Genomic DNA, 19,160 nt, shown 5'->3' on the forward strand with positions numbered 1-19,160 from the left:
GCTCCTGTTATTGGCATTGATCGGCAATGTGTTGCGGCACCGCAATGGGAATTTCCAGCAGTTGCTGGGCGAAAGCCTTGCCTTGGGGGTCGATGCGCAGGCTGGCAATGCCGCCGCCGCCCAACGCGTTTTCCAGCAGGAAATTCAGGCTGTGGCTGCCGGGCAGATACCAGCGCTCGACGCGGCCGTGCAGCGGGTCGAGCACGTGGCTCATCCAGTCGACGATCACCGCGGGCGTCAGCGCTTCGGCGATCCATGGCAGGTACTCGGGATCACGGGCGATCACGCCGATATTGCTGTGATTGCCCTTGTCACCGGAGCGTGCCACGGCGAGTTTCACGAGGGGCACGCTGGCGTCGGCGCGACCTTGGGGCTTGGGTGGATCCATCGGCGCGGCGGGCAGGGTTGGGGCGTCGGTGATGGGTAGCGCGCAAGCGTGGCGTTCACCTTGGAAGTCGATCAGTAACTCACATGACGACTTGTCGATCAGAAACGAAAACAACCGAATCAACGGATACACCGTCGGGCGACCCCCTACGATTCCGGTCAACCCCGGCGCCATCCCGGTAGCGGCCTGGGCGATCTCGCGCGCGAACAGCACCAGCGCCTGCTTGCTCGGGTGTCGCACCGCCAACTTGACCACCACTTCACGACAGTCATGACGCATCGCATGTGCGCCATAGGTTGCTTCGCTGCCCAGCAGCTCGATATTCACCTCGGTGTACGGCGCCCAGCCGCGTTGGCTGAACAGTTGCGAGGTCTTGTTGATGATCGCCTGGCTGACCCGCTCGGCCTTGGCCACCGCGTCGATCCCGGCAATCAGGCAACTGGCGGTGCAACGCGAGCCATCGGGATACGTGGCGCTGACCTTGTACTGGTCGGTGGGTGGCGAACCCTTGGCGCCGTGCAGGTGCACGCGGTTTTTTCCTTGCTGCTGCAGTTTGACTTGGCTGAAATCGCAGATCACGTCGGGCAACAGATAGGCGCATGGGTCGCCGATTTCATACAGCAACTGTTCGGCCACGCTGAGTTCGCTGATCAACCCGCCGGTGCCGTCGACCTTGGTTACCGTGAACTGGCCGTCGGCGCTGACCTCGACGATGGGGAAACCGACGTGTTCGTAGTCCGGCACATCGCGCCAATCGGTGAAGTTACCGCCGGTGCACTGGGCGCCGCATTCGATGATATGCCCGGCCAGGGCCGCTTGGGCGAGGCGGTCGTAGTCGTGCCAGGACCAGTCGAATTCATGCACCAGCGCTGCGCTGACCACGGCGCTGTCGACCACGCGGCCGGTGATAACGACATCGGCGCCCAGCGCCAAGGCTTGGGTGATGCCCGGTGCGCCAAGGTAAGCGTTGGCGGACACGCACACCGGGGGCAGCGGTGTGCCGCTGAACATATCGGTCGTGCCCGTGAGGTTTTTCAATTGGGGTTGCAGGTCATCGCCCAGCAGAACGGCTATTTTCAGCGGTACCTGGGCTTTATCGCAGGCCGCTTGCAGGGCTGCGGCGCAGGCTTGGGGATTAATGCCGCCAGCGTTGCTGATTACGCGGATGCCCTGGCCCTGGATATCGGCCAGCAGCGGCGTCAGCACCTCGACAAAATCCGTGGCGTAACCGGCCTGAGGGTCTTTCATCCGTGCGCCGGCAAGGATCGACATCGTGACTTCCGCCAGGTAGTCGAACACCAGGTAATCCAGCTTACCGCCGTGCACCAACTGGGCGGCGGCAGTGCAGGTGTCGCCCCAGAAGGCGCTGGCACAGCCGATACGAACCGTCTTGCTCATGAGAAATCCTTCCTCGAATGGCTGCTGGCGAGACTACCAAGCAAGCGCTTGGTTTGTAAACTCCAGTCACAAGTTTTAGCCAAGCGCTTGCTTGGTTGGCGGCCACGGCCTAAATTGCCGGCCAAGACGTCAGTAGAAGTAGAGGAGAGCAGCATGGATGAGCACAAAGCCCTGCGGGTGATGCGCACCATGGTCGATGGCGGCCAATTGACCGATCCCGACAGCGCCCGGGGCAAGTTGCTGCAAACGGCGGCCCACCTGTTTCGCAACAAGGGTTTCGAGCGCACCACCGTGCGTGACCTGGCCAGTGCGGTGGGCATTCAGTCCGGCAGCATCTTTCATCACTTCAAGAGCAAGGACGACATCCTGCGGGCGGTGATGGAGGAAACCATCCACTACAACACGGCGCTGATGCGGGCTTCGCTGGAGGAGGCAACAAACGTGCGCGAACGTGTGCTGGCGCTGATTCGCTGCGAGTTGCAGTCGATCATGGGCGGCAGCGGCGAAGCCATGGCGGTGCTGGTATATGAATGGCGCTCACTGTCGGCGGACGGCCAGGCCCAGGTCCTGGCGCTGCGCGACGTGTATGAAGACCTCTGGCTGCAAGTGCTGGGCGAGGCCAAGGCTGCTGGCTACATCAAGGGCGATGTATTTATCGCGCGCCGCTTCCTCACAGGCGCATTGTCCTGGACGACCACCTGGTTTCGCGCCGAGGGCAGCATGACGCTGGAGCAGTTGGCCCAAGAAGCTTTGTTGATGGTTCTGAAAGCCGACTGAGGCGCAAGCTATTAATTTGCTGGCGGAAAGTTGTCTCGCCAGACAAAAACGCCTAGCTTATCGCCATCAGAGTTTTGAACGGTGTGTGCCTTGATGTTTTCGCCATGGCGGCTGGCTGCAGGACTTACCTTTTGGGCACTGGGCACTGCGTGGTGGATGCCGGCGTCGGCTGCGCAATTGGTGCGCATCGGCGCGGCGCATTTCCCTCCTTATACGGTGCGCCCGGAGCAGGGCGCCGACACGGGATTGCTGCCGCAACTGGTGGAGGCCCTGAACGCCTCGCAAACCGACTACCAATTTGTGCTGGTGCCGACTTCCATTCCTCGACGTTTCCGCGATTTCGAGCAGGGCCGGATCGACATGGCCATCTTCGAAAACCCCGCGTGGGGCTGGCAGAAAATTCCCCATACCAGCGTCGACATGGGGCTGGAGGACGCGGAAATCTTCGTCGCCCAGCGTGAACCCGGTCGCGGCCAGGACTATTTCGCCGACCTTGCGGGCAAACGCCTGGCGGTGTTCAGCGGTTATCACTACGCCTTCGCCAGCTTCAACCCCGACCCCAAGAACATGGCCGAGCACTTCAACGCCACCTTGACCTATTCCCACGACAGCAACCTGCTGATGGTTGCGCGCGGGCGTGCGGACATTGCCTTGGTGACCCGTTCGTACCTGAGTGACTTCATGGTGCGCAATGCGGATATGGCCGCGCAGTTCCTGGTGTCTGAGCGTATCGATCAGGTCTATCACCATTACGCCTTGCTGCGGCCGAAGGCGCCGATCACGGGCCAGGCTTTTTCCGCGTTGCTCAAGCGTCTGCGCGATGACGGCGAGATGCTGAAGATTTTCGAGCCGTACCGCATCGACGTGATGCCGGTACCTTGATCGGCTAAATTTCCTCTCCCGGCTCACGTCACTTCTTTATCTGTCGACGGTTACCGTGAGCCCCTCCCATGTCCAATCTGAATGACCTGTCGGTCCTGCCGTTACCGGCCGGGCCTGCCTTGAATGCTGATGAAACCGAAAGCCACCTGAGCCTGACCCTGGAAGGCCAGCCGCTGGCGCTTTTGCGCCTGGAGCGTGGCGATGACCTGCAGGTGCATTTGCAGACGCCCGCCGAGGTGCCTTCCCCCCGCGCCTTGTGGGCTGCCTGCTACTGGTTGTTTACCAAGGAGCCGACTCGGCAACGTCTGACCTGGCACCTTGAGCATGCGCCCGAAGACGCCTTGCGCAGTGGTTTGCTGGTGGCTAGCGAGATCGCCGGGCAATACCGATGTGAGCGCACCCTGTTCTGGCAATTGCCCCAGCCGTGGTTGGGACTCTCGCCCAGTGGCAGCTACCCGCAGCAGATGATCATCAGTGCCGGCAAGCGCCACCCCGTCCGTGCGCCGAAGCCTCGGGGTGAGGTTTACCGGCGTTATGACGCACGTCTTGGGGCCTGGATTTCCCTGCGCACCGTTGAGGTCGATGTGGATTTGGCGCGCTTCAATCGCTGGCAGAACAGCACGCGCGTGGCGAGTTTCTGGCAGGAAACCGGCAGCCTGGAGCAGCACCGGGAATACCTGGATAAGCTCGCCGCCGATCCGCACACCCTCACGCTGATCGGCTGTTTTGATGACGAACCCTTTGCCTATTTCGAAGCCTACTGGGCCAAGGAAGACCGTATCGCACCGTTCTACGATGCCGCTGACTACGACCGTGGCATCCACATGCTGGTGGGGGAGGAACATCATCGCGGTCCGCACAAGGTCGCCAGTTGGCTATCGGCGCTGGTGCACTACCTGTTCCTGGATGACCCTCGCACCCAACGTGTGGTGGCAGAACCGCGCGCCGATAACGCGAAGATGATCGGCCATATGCACAACCAGTGTTTCCACTGTGAAAAGGAGTTCGATTTCCCGCACAAGCGCGCGGCGCTGATGATTCTGGGGCGGGAGCGGTTTTTTGAGCGGTGCGGGCTGGTGTGAACGGTGGGGGCGGGCGTGCTCGCCCCCATTATGGGCAGATCCGTGTCGATCAGACGCGTCGTGCAAACGTATCGCTATGGCTGCCCGACACCTTGCGGCAGTGCACCAGCGCATCGCGAATCATGAAGTTCACAAGCGTTGGTGACACCCCCAACTCCTTGGCGATGTCCTTTTGCGGCACGCCGTGCAGACGGTACATCTCGAACGCGTAACGGGTGCGCTGGGGCAGCTCAGTCAGGGCGTCGGCGATGTTTTCCAGGGTGTTGAAATTGATGTGGGAGGTTTCCGGTGAAGCGCCGTGAATAACCACATTCAAGCCTTCCTCTTCCGTCCCGGAGTATTTGAGCTCCAGGGCCTGCTTACGGTAGTGATCGATGGCCAGGTTACGGACGATCTGGAACAGGTAACTCAATTGGGCCTTGAACGAGGATGTGATCGTCGGCGCCGATTGCAGGCGGAAGTAGGCATCCTGCACGACGTCTTCGGCGCGGGAGCGGCAGCCGGTAATTCGTGCTGCGATCTTCACCAGAATCAGTCGGTTGTCGACGAATGCCTGGAGAAGTGGTGAGTCGCACCTGCCTGTGGATACTTGTTCCGTCATGGAAATCACCTTGAAAAATAGGTTGGGGGAGGGCGTCCTTGCTGAGGCCTCCTACACATCGGGCAACAAATTAGGCTGAATGATAATGATTGTCAAATGAGAAGACGAACTAATCTTATGCTTTCTTGTTCGGCGTGAACCACGTCTCGCTCATGCCCGGCGACTAATTATTTGCCGGTGCCGTCCGTTCTTCTGGGTGAAAGGTCCGTTAGTCAGGCGGCCAAGGATCAGCACCCGCAGGAGGACGAGATGGGTTTTTATCGTGCATACAGCGTGTTTCAGTTTGGGGTCTTCGAGCGATGAGCGCGCCGACCCGACTGCGCCTGTTCTGCCTGCCCTATTCAGGCGCCAGCGCCATGGTCTATGCACGTTGGCGCCGGGTGTTGCCCGAGTGGCTGCAGGTATGCCCGCTGGAATTACCCGGTCGTGGCATGCGCATGGACGAGCCCTTGCAGCGCGATATCAAGGCCTTGGCTGCGCAACTGGCGGACGAAATCTGCCACGACTTGAGCGGCCCCTACGCGTTGTTCGGCCACAGCCTCGGCGGCCTGCTCGCCTTTGAATTGGCCCATGCGTTAAACGCACGCAACGTCCCTGCGCCGCTGGCGCTGTTCGCTTCCGGCACTGCCGGCCCGGCGCGTCGCGATGTCAGCGAATACGCCATCGAAAAGACTGATGAGCAACTGATCGCCCGTCTGCGCGAACTGCAGGGCACCGCCGAAGCGGCCCTGGCCAACCCCGAATTGATGCAACTGATGCTGCCGATCCTGCGCGCTGACTTCCTGCTGTGCGGCAGCTTCACCTACGGCGAGCGTGAGCCGCTGGGCATGCCGATCCATGTATTCGGTGGCAAGCAGGACAGCGTACGCGCCGACCAATTGCTCGACTGGCAACTCGATGCCGCCAGCGGCTTTTCCCTCGATATGTTCGACGGCCACCACTTCTTCCTCATGCAGCACGAAAGCACCGTATTGCGCTGCCTGCGGCGCTACGCCGACGAACACCTGGCCCGCTGGCGCAATGGCGCGGCGCGGCAGCTGGTCGCCGGCTGATAGCTACTCAATTTCCGAATTTCCCGTAAGCCGATTTCAGGCAGGAACCCCATGATGGACGCCTTCGAACTTCCCCGCACCCTGGTCCAGTCCCTTCAACGTCGCGCCGCGCAGACCCCGGACCAGGTGGCTCTGCGCTTCCTCGCCGAGTCCGCCGAGCACAGCGTTGTGCTCAGTTATCGCGACCTCGACCAACGCGCCCGCACCATTGCCAGCGCCCTGCAGGCCAATGCCGCGCTGGGCGACCGCGCAGTGCTGTTGTTCCCCAGCGGTCCGGATTACGTCGCGGCGTTTTTTGGCTGCCTGTACGCCGGGGTGATCGCAGTGCCGGCCTACCCGCCGGAGTCCACCCGCCGTCATCACCAAGAGCGTTTGCTGTCGATCATCAGCGACGCCGAACCGCGCCTGCTGCTGACCATTGCCAGTCTTGCCGATGGCCTGGCACAGATCGAAAATGCGCCGCCGGTGTTGAGTGTCGATACCCTCGATGCGCCAGTGGCCGATGCCTGGATCGCCCCTGACCTACAGCCCGACGACATCGCGTTCCTGCAATACACCTCCGGCTCCACAGCGCTGCCCAAAGGCGTGCAAGTCAGCCACGGCAATCTGGTGGCCAACGAAGTGCTGATCCGCCGTGGCTTTGGCATCGACCTCAACCCCGACGACGTGATTGTCAGCTGGCTACCGCTGTACCACGACATGGGTCTGATCGGCGGCCTGTTGCAACCGATCTTCAGTGGCGTGCCGTGCGTGCTGATGTCGCCTGCGTACTTCCTTGGCCGGCCATTGCGCTGGCTGGAAGCGATCAGCCAATACGGCGGCACCATCAGCGGCGGCCCGGATTTCGCCTACCGCCTATGCAGCGAACGGGTCAGTGAGTCAGCCCTGGAACGCCTGGACCTGAGCACGTGGCGCGTGGCCTATTCCGGCTCCGAGCCGATCCGGCTCGACACCCTGGACCGCTTCGCCGAGAAATTCGCCGCCTGTGGTTTTAGCTCAGACAATTTCTTTGCGTCCTACGGCCTCGCCGAGGCGACGCTGTTTGTCGCTGGCGGCACCCGGGGTCAGGGCATCCCGGCGCTGCGCGTCGACGAGACGGCGCTGGCCGCCAACCGCGCCGAACCGGGGCAGGGCAGTGCGATCATGAGTTGCGGCACCAGCCAGCCGGAACACGCGGTGCTGATCGTCGATCCCCACACCTTGAGTGAGCTGCCCGACAACCGCGTCGGCGAACTCTGGGCCACCGGTCCGAGCATCGCCCACGGCTACTGGCGCAACCCCGAAGCCACAGCCAAGACCTTCGTCCAGCATGCCGGGCGGACCTGGCTGCGCACCGGCGACCTGGGCTTTATTCGCTTTGGTGAGGTGTACATCACCGGCCGCCTGAAAGACCTGTTGATCGTGCGCGGTCATAACCTCTACCCGCAAGACATCGAGCAGACTATCGAGCGCGAAGTGGAAGTGGTGCGCAAAGGCCGGGTTGCGGCGTTTGCGGTGAATGACCAGGGCCTGGAAGGCATCGGCATCGCCGCTGAAATCAGCCGCAGCGTGCAGAAAATCCTGCCGCCCGAGGCGTTGATCAAAGCCATCCGCCAAGCCGTGGCCGAAGCCTACCAAGAAGCGCCGAGTGTGGTGGTGTTGCTCAACCCCGGCGCATTGCCCAAGACCTCCAGCGGCAAGGTGCAGCGTGCGGCCTGCGCGCTGCGTCACGCCGACGGCAGCCTCGACAGCTATGCGCAGTTCCCCGATCTGCAAGGGCTGGCGGGCGATGCTGCGCTGGAATCCGAACTGCAACAGCAGATCGCGGCGATCTGGTGCGAACAGTTGCAGGTCGCGACCGTTGCTGCCGACGATCACTTCTTCCTGCTCGGCGGTAACTCCATCACCGCTACCCAAGTGGTCGCACGTCTGCGAGAAACCCTCGGCCTGGAGCTGAACCTGCGCATGCTGTTCGAGGCGCCGACCCTGTCGACGTTTGCCGCCAATGTTGCGCAATTGCAGCAGGACGGCGGCGTGGCCCAAGGTGCAATTCATGCCTTGTCACGCCAGGACGAACTGCCTCAGTCCCTGGCCCAGAATCGGCTGTGGATCACCTGGCAACTGGACCCTCAGAGCAGCGCCTACACCATTCCCGGCGGCTTGCGCCTGCGTGGCGAGCTGGACGAAGACGCAGTGCGCCTGAGTTTCCAGCACCTGATCCAGCGCCACGAAGCCCTGCGCACCCGCTTCTACGAGCGCAACGGCCAGGCCTTCCAGCGTGTTGACGCCAACGTGGCGTTCGACCTGCAAGTCATCGACCTTAGCGACTTGCCCGCTGCCGAGCGCGAAACCCGCGCGCAGCAGATCCGCGAAGACGAAGCACGCACTCAATTTGATCTGGAAAAAGGCCCGCTGCTGTGGGTGACACTGGTGCGCCTGGACGACGAAGACCATCAACTGCTGGTGACGCTGCATCACATCATTGCCGATGGTTGGTCGCTCAACATCCTTATCGACGAGTTCTCGCGCCTCTACGCCGCGGCCTCCCAGGGACAATCCCTGGAACTGCCGGCCCTGGCCCTGCAATACGCCGACTACGGCAGTTGGCAACGTCAATGGCTGGCCGAAGGTGAAGGTCAGCGCCAACTGGCGTACTGGAAAAACCAACTGGGGGACGAGCACCCGACCCTGAGCCTGGCCACTGACCATCCGCGCTCCGCGCAGCACATCCGCAGTGCTTCGCGCCATAGCGTGCGCCTGAGCGCCGGCCTCAGCGAAGCGATTCGCCAGACCGCCCAGGCCAATGAGTCCACGCCATTCATGCTGTTGCTGGCGGCGTTCCAGACCTTGCTCTATCGCTACAGCGGCCAGCGCGATATCCGCATCGGCGTGCCCAATGCCAACCGCCCGCGCCAGGAAACCCAAGGCCTGATCGGCTTTTTCATCAACACCCTGGTGCTGCGCGCCGAACTGGACGGGCGCCTGCCGTTCAACCAGCTATTGGCCGCCACCCGCGAGACCGCACTGGGTGCCCAAGCCCATCAGGACCTGCCCTTCGAGCAACTGCTGGAAGCCTTCCCTCAGGCCCGCGAGCAGGGCTTGTTCCAGGTCATGTTCAACCACCAGCAACGCGACCTCAGCGCCTTGCGCCGCCTGCCGGGCATGCTCGCCGATGAGCTGCCGTGGCACAGCCGCGAAGCCAAGTTCGACCTGCAACTGCATACCGAAGAAGACCGCAACGGCCGCCTGAGCCTGGCGTTCGACTACGCCGATGAGGTGTTTGAAGGCGCAACCATCCAGCGCCTCGCCGAGCACTTCATCAACCTGCTGCACGCCATCTGCGAGCAACCCCAGCAAGCCCTCGGCGACCTGCGTTTGCTGCAAGCGGACGAACAGCAACCGTGGAGCCAAGCGCCGTGTGCGCCCGCCCAGCAATGGTTGCCCGAGCTGCTCAATCAGCAGACTTCGGACAACACCGCGTTGGTCTGGCAGGACGGCAGCCTGACCTTCGCCCAACTGCATGCCCAAGCCAACCGCCTGGCCCATTACCTGCGCGACAAAGGCGTGGGCCCGGACGTGTGCGTGGCTATCGCCGCCGAGCGTTCGCCACAACTGCTGATCGGCCTGCTGGCGATCATCAAGGCCGGTGGCGCCTACGTGCCGCTGGACCCGGATTACCCCGCTGAGCGCCTGGCCTACATGCTCAAGGACAGTGGCGTGCAACTGCTGCTGACCCAGACCGCAGTGTTGGAAAAACTGCCGAGCGCTGACGGCGTGTGTGTCATCGCCATGGACAGCCTGCATCTGGAAAGCTGGCCGACCCAGGCGCCGGGCCTGCACCTGCACGGCGATAACCTCGCCTACGTGATCTACACCTCCGGTTCCACCGGCCAGCCCAAAGGCGTCGGCAATACCCATGGGGCCCTGGCCGAGCGCTTGCAGTGGATGCAGGCCACTTACCAACTGAACGACACCGACGTGCTGATGCAAAAGGCACCGATCAGTTTCGACGTGTCGGTGTGGGAATGCTTCTGGCCGTTAATCACCGGCTGCCGCCTGGTGCTGGCCGGCCCTGGCGAACATCGCGACCCGCACCGCATCGCGCAGTTGGTGCAGGAACATGGCGTGACCACCCTGCACTTTGTGCCGCCGCTGTTGCAGTTGTTCATCGACGAGCCGCTGGTACCCGAATGCACCAGCCTGCGTCGCCTGTTCTCCGGCGGTGAGGCGTTACCAGCCGAGCTGCGCAACCGCGTCTTGGCTCAGTTGCCGGCGGTGCAGTTGCACAACCGCTATGGCCCGACCGAGACCGCGATCAACGTCACCCACTGGCACTGCACCGCTGAAGATGGCGAGCGCTCGCCGATTGGCCGACCGCTGGGCAATGTGATCTGCCGCGTATTGGACGATCACCTCAACCTGTTGCCAGCCGGTGTGCCGGGCGAACTGTGCATCGGTGGCATCGGCCTGGCGCGGGGGTATCTGGGGCGTGCCGGTTTGACCGCCGAACGGTTTATCGCCGACCCGCTGGGCGAGGCGGGCGCGCGCCTGTATCGCACTGGCGACCGTGTGCGCTGGAATGCTGACGGCGTGCTCGAATACCTGGGGCGTCTCGATCAGCAGGTCAAGCTGCGCGGCTTCCGCGTGGAGCCTGAAGAAATCGAAGCGCGCCTGCTGGCGCTGGACGGTATCGCCCAGGCCGTTGTGCTGGTGCGCAATGCCACACTGATCGGCTACTACACCGCAAGCAGAGCGCTGGACGAACAGGACGTGAAAGCCGCCCTGGCAGCCGAGCTGCCCGAGTACATGGTGCCTGCGCAACTGATGCGCCTGGACGCCATGCCCCTGAGCCCCAGCGGCAAGCTGGACCGCCGCGCATTGCCGGAGCCGGTGTGGCAAACCCGCGAACACATTGAACCCGAAACCCCGTTGCAACAGCAGATCGCCGCAATCTGGCGCGAAGTGCTCGGCCTGCCGCAAATCGGCCTGAGCGATGACTTCTTCGCCCTTGGCGGCCACTCATTGCTGGCCACGCAAATCATCTCCCGCACCCGCCAGGCCTGTGACGTTGAGCTGCCGCTGCGTACCTTGTTTGAAGCCAGTGAACTGGGCGCGTTTGCCGAGCAAGTCGGCCTGATCCAGGCCTCGGGCCAGCGCAACCAGCAAACCGCGATTGCCAAAGTTGACCGCAGCCAACCGGTGCCGCTGTCCTATTCCCAGCAGCGCATGTGGTTCCTCTGGCAGATGGAGCCGGACAGCCCGGCCTACAACGTCGGTGGCATGGCGCGCCTGCGGGGAGTGCTGGATGTGGGGCGTTTCGAGGCGGCGTTGCAGGCCTTGATTATGCGCCACGAAACCCTGCGCACCACGTTCCCCAGTGTCGACGGCGTGGCCTATCAAAAGGTCTCGCCGCAGACCGGCGTGCGCATGGACTGGCAGGATATTTCGGCGCTGAATGAAACCGAGCGCGAGCAGCGCTTGCAGCAGTTGGCCGATCACGAGGCCCACACGCCGTTCAACCTGGAAACCGGCCCGTTGCTGCGCGCGTGCCTGGTCAAGGCCGGCGAGCAGGAACACTACTTGGTGCTGACCCTGCACCACATCGTCACTGAAGGCTGGGCCATGGACATCTTTGCCCGTGAACTCAGCGCGCTGTACGAAGCCTTTATCGACGAGCGTCTGTCGCCACTGTCGCCGTTGCCGGTGCAATACCTCGACTACAGCGTGTGGCAGCGTCAGTGGCTGGAGTCCGGCGAGCGTCAACGCCAGTTGGATTACTGGACCGCGCAACTGGGCACCGAACACCCCTTGCTGGAACTGCCCGGCGACCGCCCACGACCACCGGTACAAAGCCACCAGGGCGAGCTGTACCGCTTCGATCTGAGCGACGCGTTGGCCGCCCGCGTGCGCGCCTTCAATGCTGAACGCGGCCTCACGCTGTTCATGACCATGACAGCGACCCTGGCCGTGTTGCTCTACCGCTACAGCGGCCAGACCGACCTGCGCATCGGCGCCCCCGTGGCCAACCGTATTCGCCCGGAAAGCGAAGGGCTGATCGGCGCATTCCTCAATACCCAGGTGCTGCGTTGCCAGCTCAATGGTCAGATGAATGTCGGCGAGTTGTTCGAGCAAGTACGCCACACCGTGATCGAGGGCCAATCCCACCAGGACCTGCCGTTCGACCATCTGGTGGAAGCCCTGCAACCTCCGCGCAGCGCCGCGTACAACCCGTTGTTCCAGGTGATGTGCAACGTGCAGCGCTGGGAATTCCAGCAGAGCCGTCAACTGGCCGGCATGACCGTCGAATACCTGGCCAACGATGCTCGCGCGACCAAGTTCGACCTCAACCTGGAAGTGACCGACCTCGACCATCGCCTGGGTTGCTGCCTGACTTACAGCACTGATCTGTTCGACGAACCGCGCATTGCGCGCATGGCTGAACATTGGCGCAACCTGCTGGAAGCGTTGATTGCAGACCCCGATCAACGCCTCAGCGAACTGCCGCTGCTAACCGCCACCGAACAACGCGCATTGCAGGACAGCCTGGGCGTCGAGGCCGGTTTGCATCGTCTCGACCAGTGCATTCATCAGCTGTTCAGCCAGCAGGCGCAAATGCGTGCGCAGGCTCCGGCGCTGACCTTTGCCGGCGTAACCCTCACTTACGCGGAACTCAATGCACGCGCCAATCGCCTGGCCTGGATGCTGCGCGAACGCGGCGTCGGCCCGCAGGTGCGGGTCGGCTTGGCGCTGCCACGCTCCCTGGAAATGGTCATTGGCCTGCTGGCGATCCTTAAGGCCGGCGGCGCCTATGTACCGCTGGACCCGGAATACCCGCTGGACCGCCTGCACTACATGATCGAAGACAGCGGCATCGGCCTGTTGCTCAGCGACGCGGCGATGTTCGAAGCCCTGGGTGAACTGCCGGCCTCGGTGGCGTGCTGGTGCCTGGAAGACGACTCGCCAGTGCTGGCGAATTACCCGGCCGATGAGCTGCCATTTATCAGCCTGCCGCAACACCAGGCGTACCTGATCTACACCTCCGGCTCCACCGGCAAACCGAAAGGTGTGGTGGTGTCCCACGGCGAAATCGCCATGCATTGCCAGGCTGTGATCGAGCGTTTCGGCATGCGCCCGGACGACTGCGAGCTGCATTTCTATTCGATCAACTTCGACGCCGCCACCGAGCGTTTGCTGGTGCCGTTGCTCAGCGGCGCGCAGGTGGTTTTGCGGGCCCAAGGCCAATGGGATGCGGAGGAAATCTGTGGGCTGATCCGCACCCATCGCATCAATATCCTCGGCTTCACCCCAAGCTATGGCAGCCAGTTGGCGCAGTGGCTGGCGACTCAACACCAGACCCTGCCCGTGCGCATGTGCATCACCGGCGGTGAAGCCCTGACCGGCGAACACCTGCAGCGCATTCGCGCAGCCTTCCAGCCAGAGGTGTTCTTCAACGCCTATGGCCCGACTGAAACCGTAGTGATGCCTTTGGCCAGCCTGGCGCCGGAGCACTTGGAGGAGGGCGCCGGCAGCGTGCCGATCGGCAGCATTATCGGCGACCGTGTGGCCTACATTCTCGACGCCGACCTGGCCTTGGTGCCCCAAGGCGCGACCGGCGAGTTGTATGTCGGCGGCGCGGGCCTGGCCCAGGGTTACCACGAGCGCCCGGGCATGACGGCGGAGCGTTTTGTCGCCGACCCGTTTGCCGCCAATGGTGGCCGCCTGTATCGCACCGGCGACCTAGTGCGCCAACGCGCCGATGGTCTGGTGGAGTACCTGGGGCGTATCGACCATCAAGTGAAAATCCGTGGTTTCCGTATAGAACTGGGCGAGATCGAAACCCGCCTGCTGGAGCACGAAGCTGTGCGCGAAGCGGTGGTGCTGGCGCTGGATTCGCCGAGCGGCAAACAGCTCGTGGCGTACCTGGTCAGCGACGCAGAGCACGGCCCATTGCGCGAGGCGCTGAAGGCGCATCTCAAGGCGCAACTGCCGGACTACATGGTGCCTGCGCACCTGATCGTGCTCGACAGCATGCCGTTGACCGCCAACGGCAAGCTCGACCGCCGTGCCTTGCCGCAACCGGACCCCGAGGCCAATCGCCAACAGTACGTAGCCCCGCGCAACGAACTGGAAAGCACCTTGGCCGCGATCTGGTGCGCGGTGTTGAACGTGCAGCAAGTCGGCCTGGACGATAATTTCTTTGAACTGGGCGGCGACTCCATCCTGTCGATCCAGGTGGTCAGCCGTGCGCGGCAGGCAGGAATTCATTTCAGCCCCCGCGACCTGTTCCAGCACCAGACGGTGCAAACCCTGGCCTCTGTGGCCACGCGCTCCGAGCAGGTCACGGCGGAGCAGGGCGTACTCACTGGCAGCTCGGGCCTCACGCCGATCCAGCATTGGTTCTTTGACACCGACATCCCGGCGCGTCAGCACTGGAATCAGGCGTTGGTCCTCAAGCCGCTGCAATTGCTCGAACCCCATCGCCTGGAGCAAGCGCTGCTGGCGGTGCTGGAACACCACGACGCCCTGCGCCTTAGCTTCACGCGGCGCAACGCGCAATGGCATGCCGAACATTTGACCGTGCCCCAGGGCGGCGTGCTGATGCAGGCGCAAGTGCGCGATATGGCCCAGTGCACCGCGTTGTTCACCGACACCCAACGCAGCCTCGACCTTGAACACGGCCCGCTGCTGCGCGCCTTGCTGGTGGATGGCCCCGAAGGCCAGCAACGCCTGCTGATCGCGATTCATCACCTGGTGGTGGACGGCGTGTCGTGGCGTGTGTTGCTCGAAGACCTGCAGAACGTGTATCGCCAACTGAGCGAGGGCGAGTCCGTCAGCCTGCCGGCCAAGACCAGCGCCTTGCGTGACTGGGCCGCGCGCTTGCAGGCTTATGCCAGCAGCGAATCCCTGCGTGAAGAATTGAGCGTGTGGCAGGACCACTTAGCGGGCCCGACGGTGGCGTTGCCGGTGGACCGTGCACAGGGCACGTTGCGCAATCGCGATGCCGACACGGTCAGCGTGCGCCTGGATGCCGAACACACCCGTCAGTTGTTGCAACAAGCCCCAAGCGCATACCGCACCCAAGTCAATGACCTGCTGCTGACCGCCTTGGCCCGCGTGCTGTGCCGCTGGAGCGGGCATGACTCGGCGCTGATCCAACTGGAAGGCCATGGCCGCGAAACCCTGTTCGATGAGATCGACCTGACCCGCAGTGTCGGCTGGTTCACCAGTGCCTATCCACTGCGCCTGACGCCCGTGCAAATCGAAGAAGCGGCCGGGCAGGGCGCCTCGATCAAGGCGATCAAGGAGCAACTGCGGGCGGTACCCCACAAAGGGTTGGGCTATGGCGTGCTGCGCTACCTGGCGGACGACCTGTGCAAGCAGGCCATGGCCGCGCTGCCAACCGCCGACATCACCTTCAACTACCTCGGCCAGTTCGACCAGAGCTTCGGCAGCGAGGCGCTGTTCCACCCGCTGGATGAGTCGGCGGGCCTGGCCCATGACCCGGATGCGCCGCTGCCCAACGCCCTGAGCGTCGACAGCCAGGTGTATGGCGGTGAGCTGGTGCTGCGCTGGACCTTCAGCCGTGAGCGCCACGATGCAGACACCATCCGCGAGTTGGCCGAGGCCTACGTCGCCGAGCTGTACAGCTTGATCGCCCATTGCCTCAAGGATGATGCCGGTGGTCTCACGCCGTCCGACTTCCCCCTGGCACAACTGACCCAGCCGCAACTCGACAGCTTGCCGGTCCCGGCCAGTGTCATCGAAGACGTGTACCCGCTGACTCCGATGCAAGAGGGCCTGTTGCTTCACACTTTGCTGGAGCCGGGCACCGGTCTGTACTACATGCAGGACCGCTACCGCATCAACAGTGCCCTGGACCCTGAGCGTTTCGCCCAGGCCTGGCAAGCGGTGATCGCCCGTCATGAAGCCTTGCGTGCCTCGTTCTGCTGGAACGTTGGCGAAGACATGCTGCAAGTGATCCACAAACCCGGCAGCACGCCGATTGAATACCTGGACTGGAGCAACGATCCCGAGGCTGAGCAAGAGCCGCGTCTGCAAGCGTTGCTCAAGGCCGAGCGTGAAGCCGGCTTCGATCTGCTCAACCAGGCGCCGTTCCACCTGCGCCTGATCCGCGTCGGCGAAGCACGCTACTGGTTCATGATGAGCAACCACCACATCCTTATCGATGCGTGGTGCCGTTCGCTGCTGATGAATGACTTTTTCGAGATCTACATGGCCCTGGGCGAAGGCCACGACGCGCAGTTGGCCACGGCGCCGCGTTATCGCGACTACATCGCCTGGCTGCAACGTCAGAACCTGAATGAAGCGCGCGAGTGGTGGCAACAGAACCTGCAAGGCTTTGAGCGCACCACGCCGATCCCGAGCGACCGCCCGTTCCTGCGCGAACATGCGGGCCACAGCGGCGGCATGGTGGTGGGCGACTGCTACACCCGTCTTGATGCCCGCGATGGCGCGCAACTGCGTGAACTGGCACAGGCCCACCAACTCACCGTCAACACCTTTGCCCAGGCGGCATGGGCCCTGGTGCTGCGCCGCTTGAGCGGCGATCGCGACGTGCTGTTCGGCGTTACCGTGGCCGGGCGTCCGGTGGAAATGCCGGAGATGCAACGCACCGTCGGCCTGTTTATCAACAGCATCGCGCTGCGGGTAAAGCTGCCGGAAGACGGTCAACGTTGCAGCGTGCGTCAGTGGTTGAGCGGCTTGCTCGACAGCAACATGCAATTGCGCGAGTACGAATACCTGCCACTGGTGACCATCCAGGAACACAGCGAATTGCCTAAAGGCCAACCGCTGTTCGACAGCCTTTTCGTGTTCGAAAACGCCCCGGTGGAAACCTCGGTGCTGGACCGTGCACAAAGCTTGAATGCCACCTCGGATTCCGGCCGCACCCACACTAACTTCCCGCTGACCGCCGTGTGCTACCCCGGCGATGACCTGGGCTTGCACCTGTCTTACGACCAGCGTTACTTCGACGAAACCACCGTGCAAAACATGCTCGGCGAGTTCAAGCGCCTGCTGTTGGCGCTGGTGCAGGGGTTCCATGGCGACATGGCCGACCTGCCGTTGATTGGCGAACAGGAGCGTGAATTCCTGGTTGAAGGCTGCAACCAGAGCGCACACACCTATCCGCTGGACCGTAGCTATATCGAGCTGTTCGAAGCGCAAGTGAGCGAGCATCCGCAGCGGATCGCCGCCAGTTACCTGGAACAGCAGTGGACCTATGACGAACTCAACCGCCGCAGCAACGGCTTGGGCCATGCATTGATCGCGGCGGGTGTCGGCCTGGATCAACCGGTGGCCTTGCTGGCCGAGCGTAACCTCGACCTGCTGGGCATGATCATCGGCAGCTTCAAGGCCGGTGCGGGTTACCTGCCGCTGGACCCGGGCCTGCCAAGCCAGCGCTTGAGCCGCATCATCGACATGAGCCGTACGCCGTTGCTGGTGTGCACCGAAGCGTGCCGCGAGCAGGCCATTGAGTTGCTCGACGGTTTTGACTGCCAGTTGCTGGTGTGGGAAGAAGTGCCGGCTCGTGGTGAGAACCCAGGCATCTACAGTGGCCCGGACAACCTCGCCTATGTGATCTACACCTCGGGCTCCACGGGCTTGCCCAAAGGCGTGATGGTCGAGCAGCGCGGCATGCTCAATAACCAACTGAGCAAACTGCCGTACTTGGACCTGAGCGCGGCGGACGTGATCGCGCAAACCGCGTCGCAAAGTTTCGACATTTCCGTATGGCAATTCCTCGCCGCGCCGCTGTTCGGTGCGCGGGTGGACATCGTGCCGAACACCATCGCCCACGATCCCCAAGGTTTGCTGGCCCACGTTGAGGCACAAGGCATTACCGTGCTGGAGAGCGTACCGTCGCTGATCCAGGGCATGCTGGCCCAGGACCGCATCAGCCTCGACGGCCTGCGCTGGATGCTGCCCACCGGTGAGGCGATGCCGCCGGAACTGGCGCACCAATGGTTGCTGCGTTACCCGCAGATCGGTTTGGTGAACGCTTATGGCCCTGCGGAATGCTCGGATGACGTGGCGTTCTTCCGCGTTGATTTGGCATCGACCCGTGGCACCTATCTGCCGATCGGCACGCCGACTGACAACAACCGCCTGTACCTGCTGGATGGCGCGCTGGAGTTGGTGCCCCAAGGGGCTGTCGGCGAGTTATGTGTAGCCGGCACGGGGGTGGGGCGTGGTTATGTCAGCGATCCGTTGCGCACCGCTCAAGTGTTTGTGCCGAACCCGTTCGGCGCACCGGGCGAGCGCTTGTATCGCACGGGCGACCTGGCGCGTCGGCGCAGCGATGGTGTCTTGGAGTACGTCGGGCGTATCGACCATCAAGTGAAGATTCGCGGCTACCGAATCGAACTGGGTGAAATCGAAGCGCGCCTGCACGAGCAACCGCAAGTGCGCGATGCAGCGGTGGGCGTGCAGGAAGGCGTCAACGGCAAGCATCTGGTGGGTTATCTGGTGGCCGCTGATGAAACCCTCAACCCAAGCGAGCGCCTGGACCGCATCAAGCAACGCCTGCGCGCCGAGCTGCCGGAATACATGGTCCCGCTGCACTGGCTATGGCTCGACCGCCTGCCGCTCAACGCCAACGGCAAACTCGACCGCAAGGCCTTGCCGGAACTGGAAATCGGCCAGTTGCACAGCCAGGATTACCTGGCACCGCGAAACGAACTGGAAACCACCTTGGCCGCGATCTGGGCCGAGGTGCTGAAAGTCGAAAGGGTAGGGGTACAGGACAACTTCTTCGAACTGGGCGGGCACTCGTTGCTGGCCACGCAGATTGCCTCACGGGTGCAGAAGACCTTGCAGCGCGATGTGCCACTGCGGGCGATGTTCGAGTGCAGCACGGTAGCGGAGTTGGCCGAGTACATCGAGGGGCTGGCGGCCAATGAGATCAGCGCGGAGAAGGTGGATCGGTTGAGTGATTTGATGGCGGAGTTGGAGGGGCTTTAATCTTCGCTGGGTTTGAG

Annotated in this window: 7 protein-coding genes; 5 read left to right on the forward strand and 2 right to left on the reverse strand. The window is 62.9% G+C overall.

All coding sequences use genetic code 11. The annotated features are described in order from the left end of the window. Positions 1-7: 7 nt before the first annotated feature. Positions 8-1,786, reverse strand: a complete 1,779-nt coding sequence (locus BW43_RS10990; protein WP_032887958.1) for an acyclic terpene utilization AtuA family protein — start codon at positions 1,784-1,786, stop codon at positions 8-10. 153 nt (positions 1,787-1,939) lie between these two features. Between BW43_RS10990 and BW43_RS10985 the strand changes: the two genes are divergently transcribed. The 3 genes from BW43_RS10985 to BW43_RS10975 all read left to right on the forward strand — a co-directional run bounded on the left by BW43_RS10985 (position 1,940) and on the right by BW43_RS10975 (position 4,527). Beyond that, positions 1,940-2,563: a TetR/AcrR family transcriptional regulator gene (locus tag BW43_RS10985; protein WP_032887960.1), complete on the forward strand. Its 624-nt coding sequence runs from the start codon at positions 1,940-1,942 to the stop codon at positions 2,561-2,563. A gap of 93 nt (positions 2,564-2,656) precedes the next feature. Next, on the forward strand, positions 2,657-3,445 hold the full coding sequence (locus tag BW43_RS10980; RefSeq protein WP_032887962.1) for an ABC transporter substrate-binding protein: 789 nt from the start codon (positions 2,657-2,659) through the stop codon (positions 3,443-3,445). Positions 3,446-3,513: 68 nt separating this feature from the next. Continuing rightward, positions 3,514-4,527, forward strand: coding sequence for a GNAT family N-acetyltransferase (locus BW43_RS10975; protein WP_032887964.1), 1,014 nt, complete (start codon positions 3,514-3,516; stop codon positions 4,525-4,527). 49 nt (positions 4,528-4,576) lie between these two features. On the opposite strand, the gene BW43_RS10970 is transcribed toward BW43_RS10975, so the two are convergent. Then, positions 4,577-5,128 carry an RNA polymerase factor sigma-70 gene (locus tag BW43_RS10970; RefSeq protein ID WP_005789991.1) on the reverse strand — a complete coding sequence of 184 codons (552 nt, stop codon included), beginning with the start codon at positions 5,126-5,128 and terminating at the stop codon, positions 4,577-4,579. Positions 5,129-5,427: 299 nt separating this feature from the next. Between BW43_RS10970 and BW43_RS10965 the strand changes: the two genes are divergently transcribed. Both BW43_RS10965 and BW43_RS10960 read left to right on the forward strand, forming a co-directional pair. Further along, positions 5,428-6,180, forward strand: coding sequence for a thioesterase II family protein (locus BW43_RS10965; RefSeq protein WP_032887966.1), 753 nt, complete (start codon positions 5,428-5,430; stop codon positions 6,178-6,180). Between the two features lie 51 nt (positions 6,181-6,231). Beyond that, positions 6,232-19,143, forward strand: a complete 12,912-nt coding sequence (locus tag BW43_RS10960; protein WP_032887968.1) for a non-ribosomal peptide synthetase — start codon at positions 6,232-6,234, stop codon at positions 19,141-19,143. The last annotated feature ends 17 nt before the right edge of the window (positions 19,144-19,160 follow it).

Source organism: Pseudomonas sp. RIT357 (assembly GCF_000632245.1).
Classification (GTDB): domain Bacteria; phylum Pseudomonadota; class Gammaproteobacteria; order Pseudomonadales; family Pseudomonadaceae; genus Aquipseudomonas; species Aquipseudomonas sivasensis.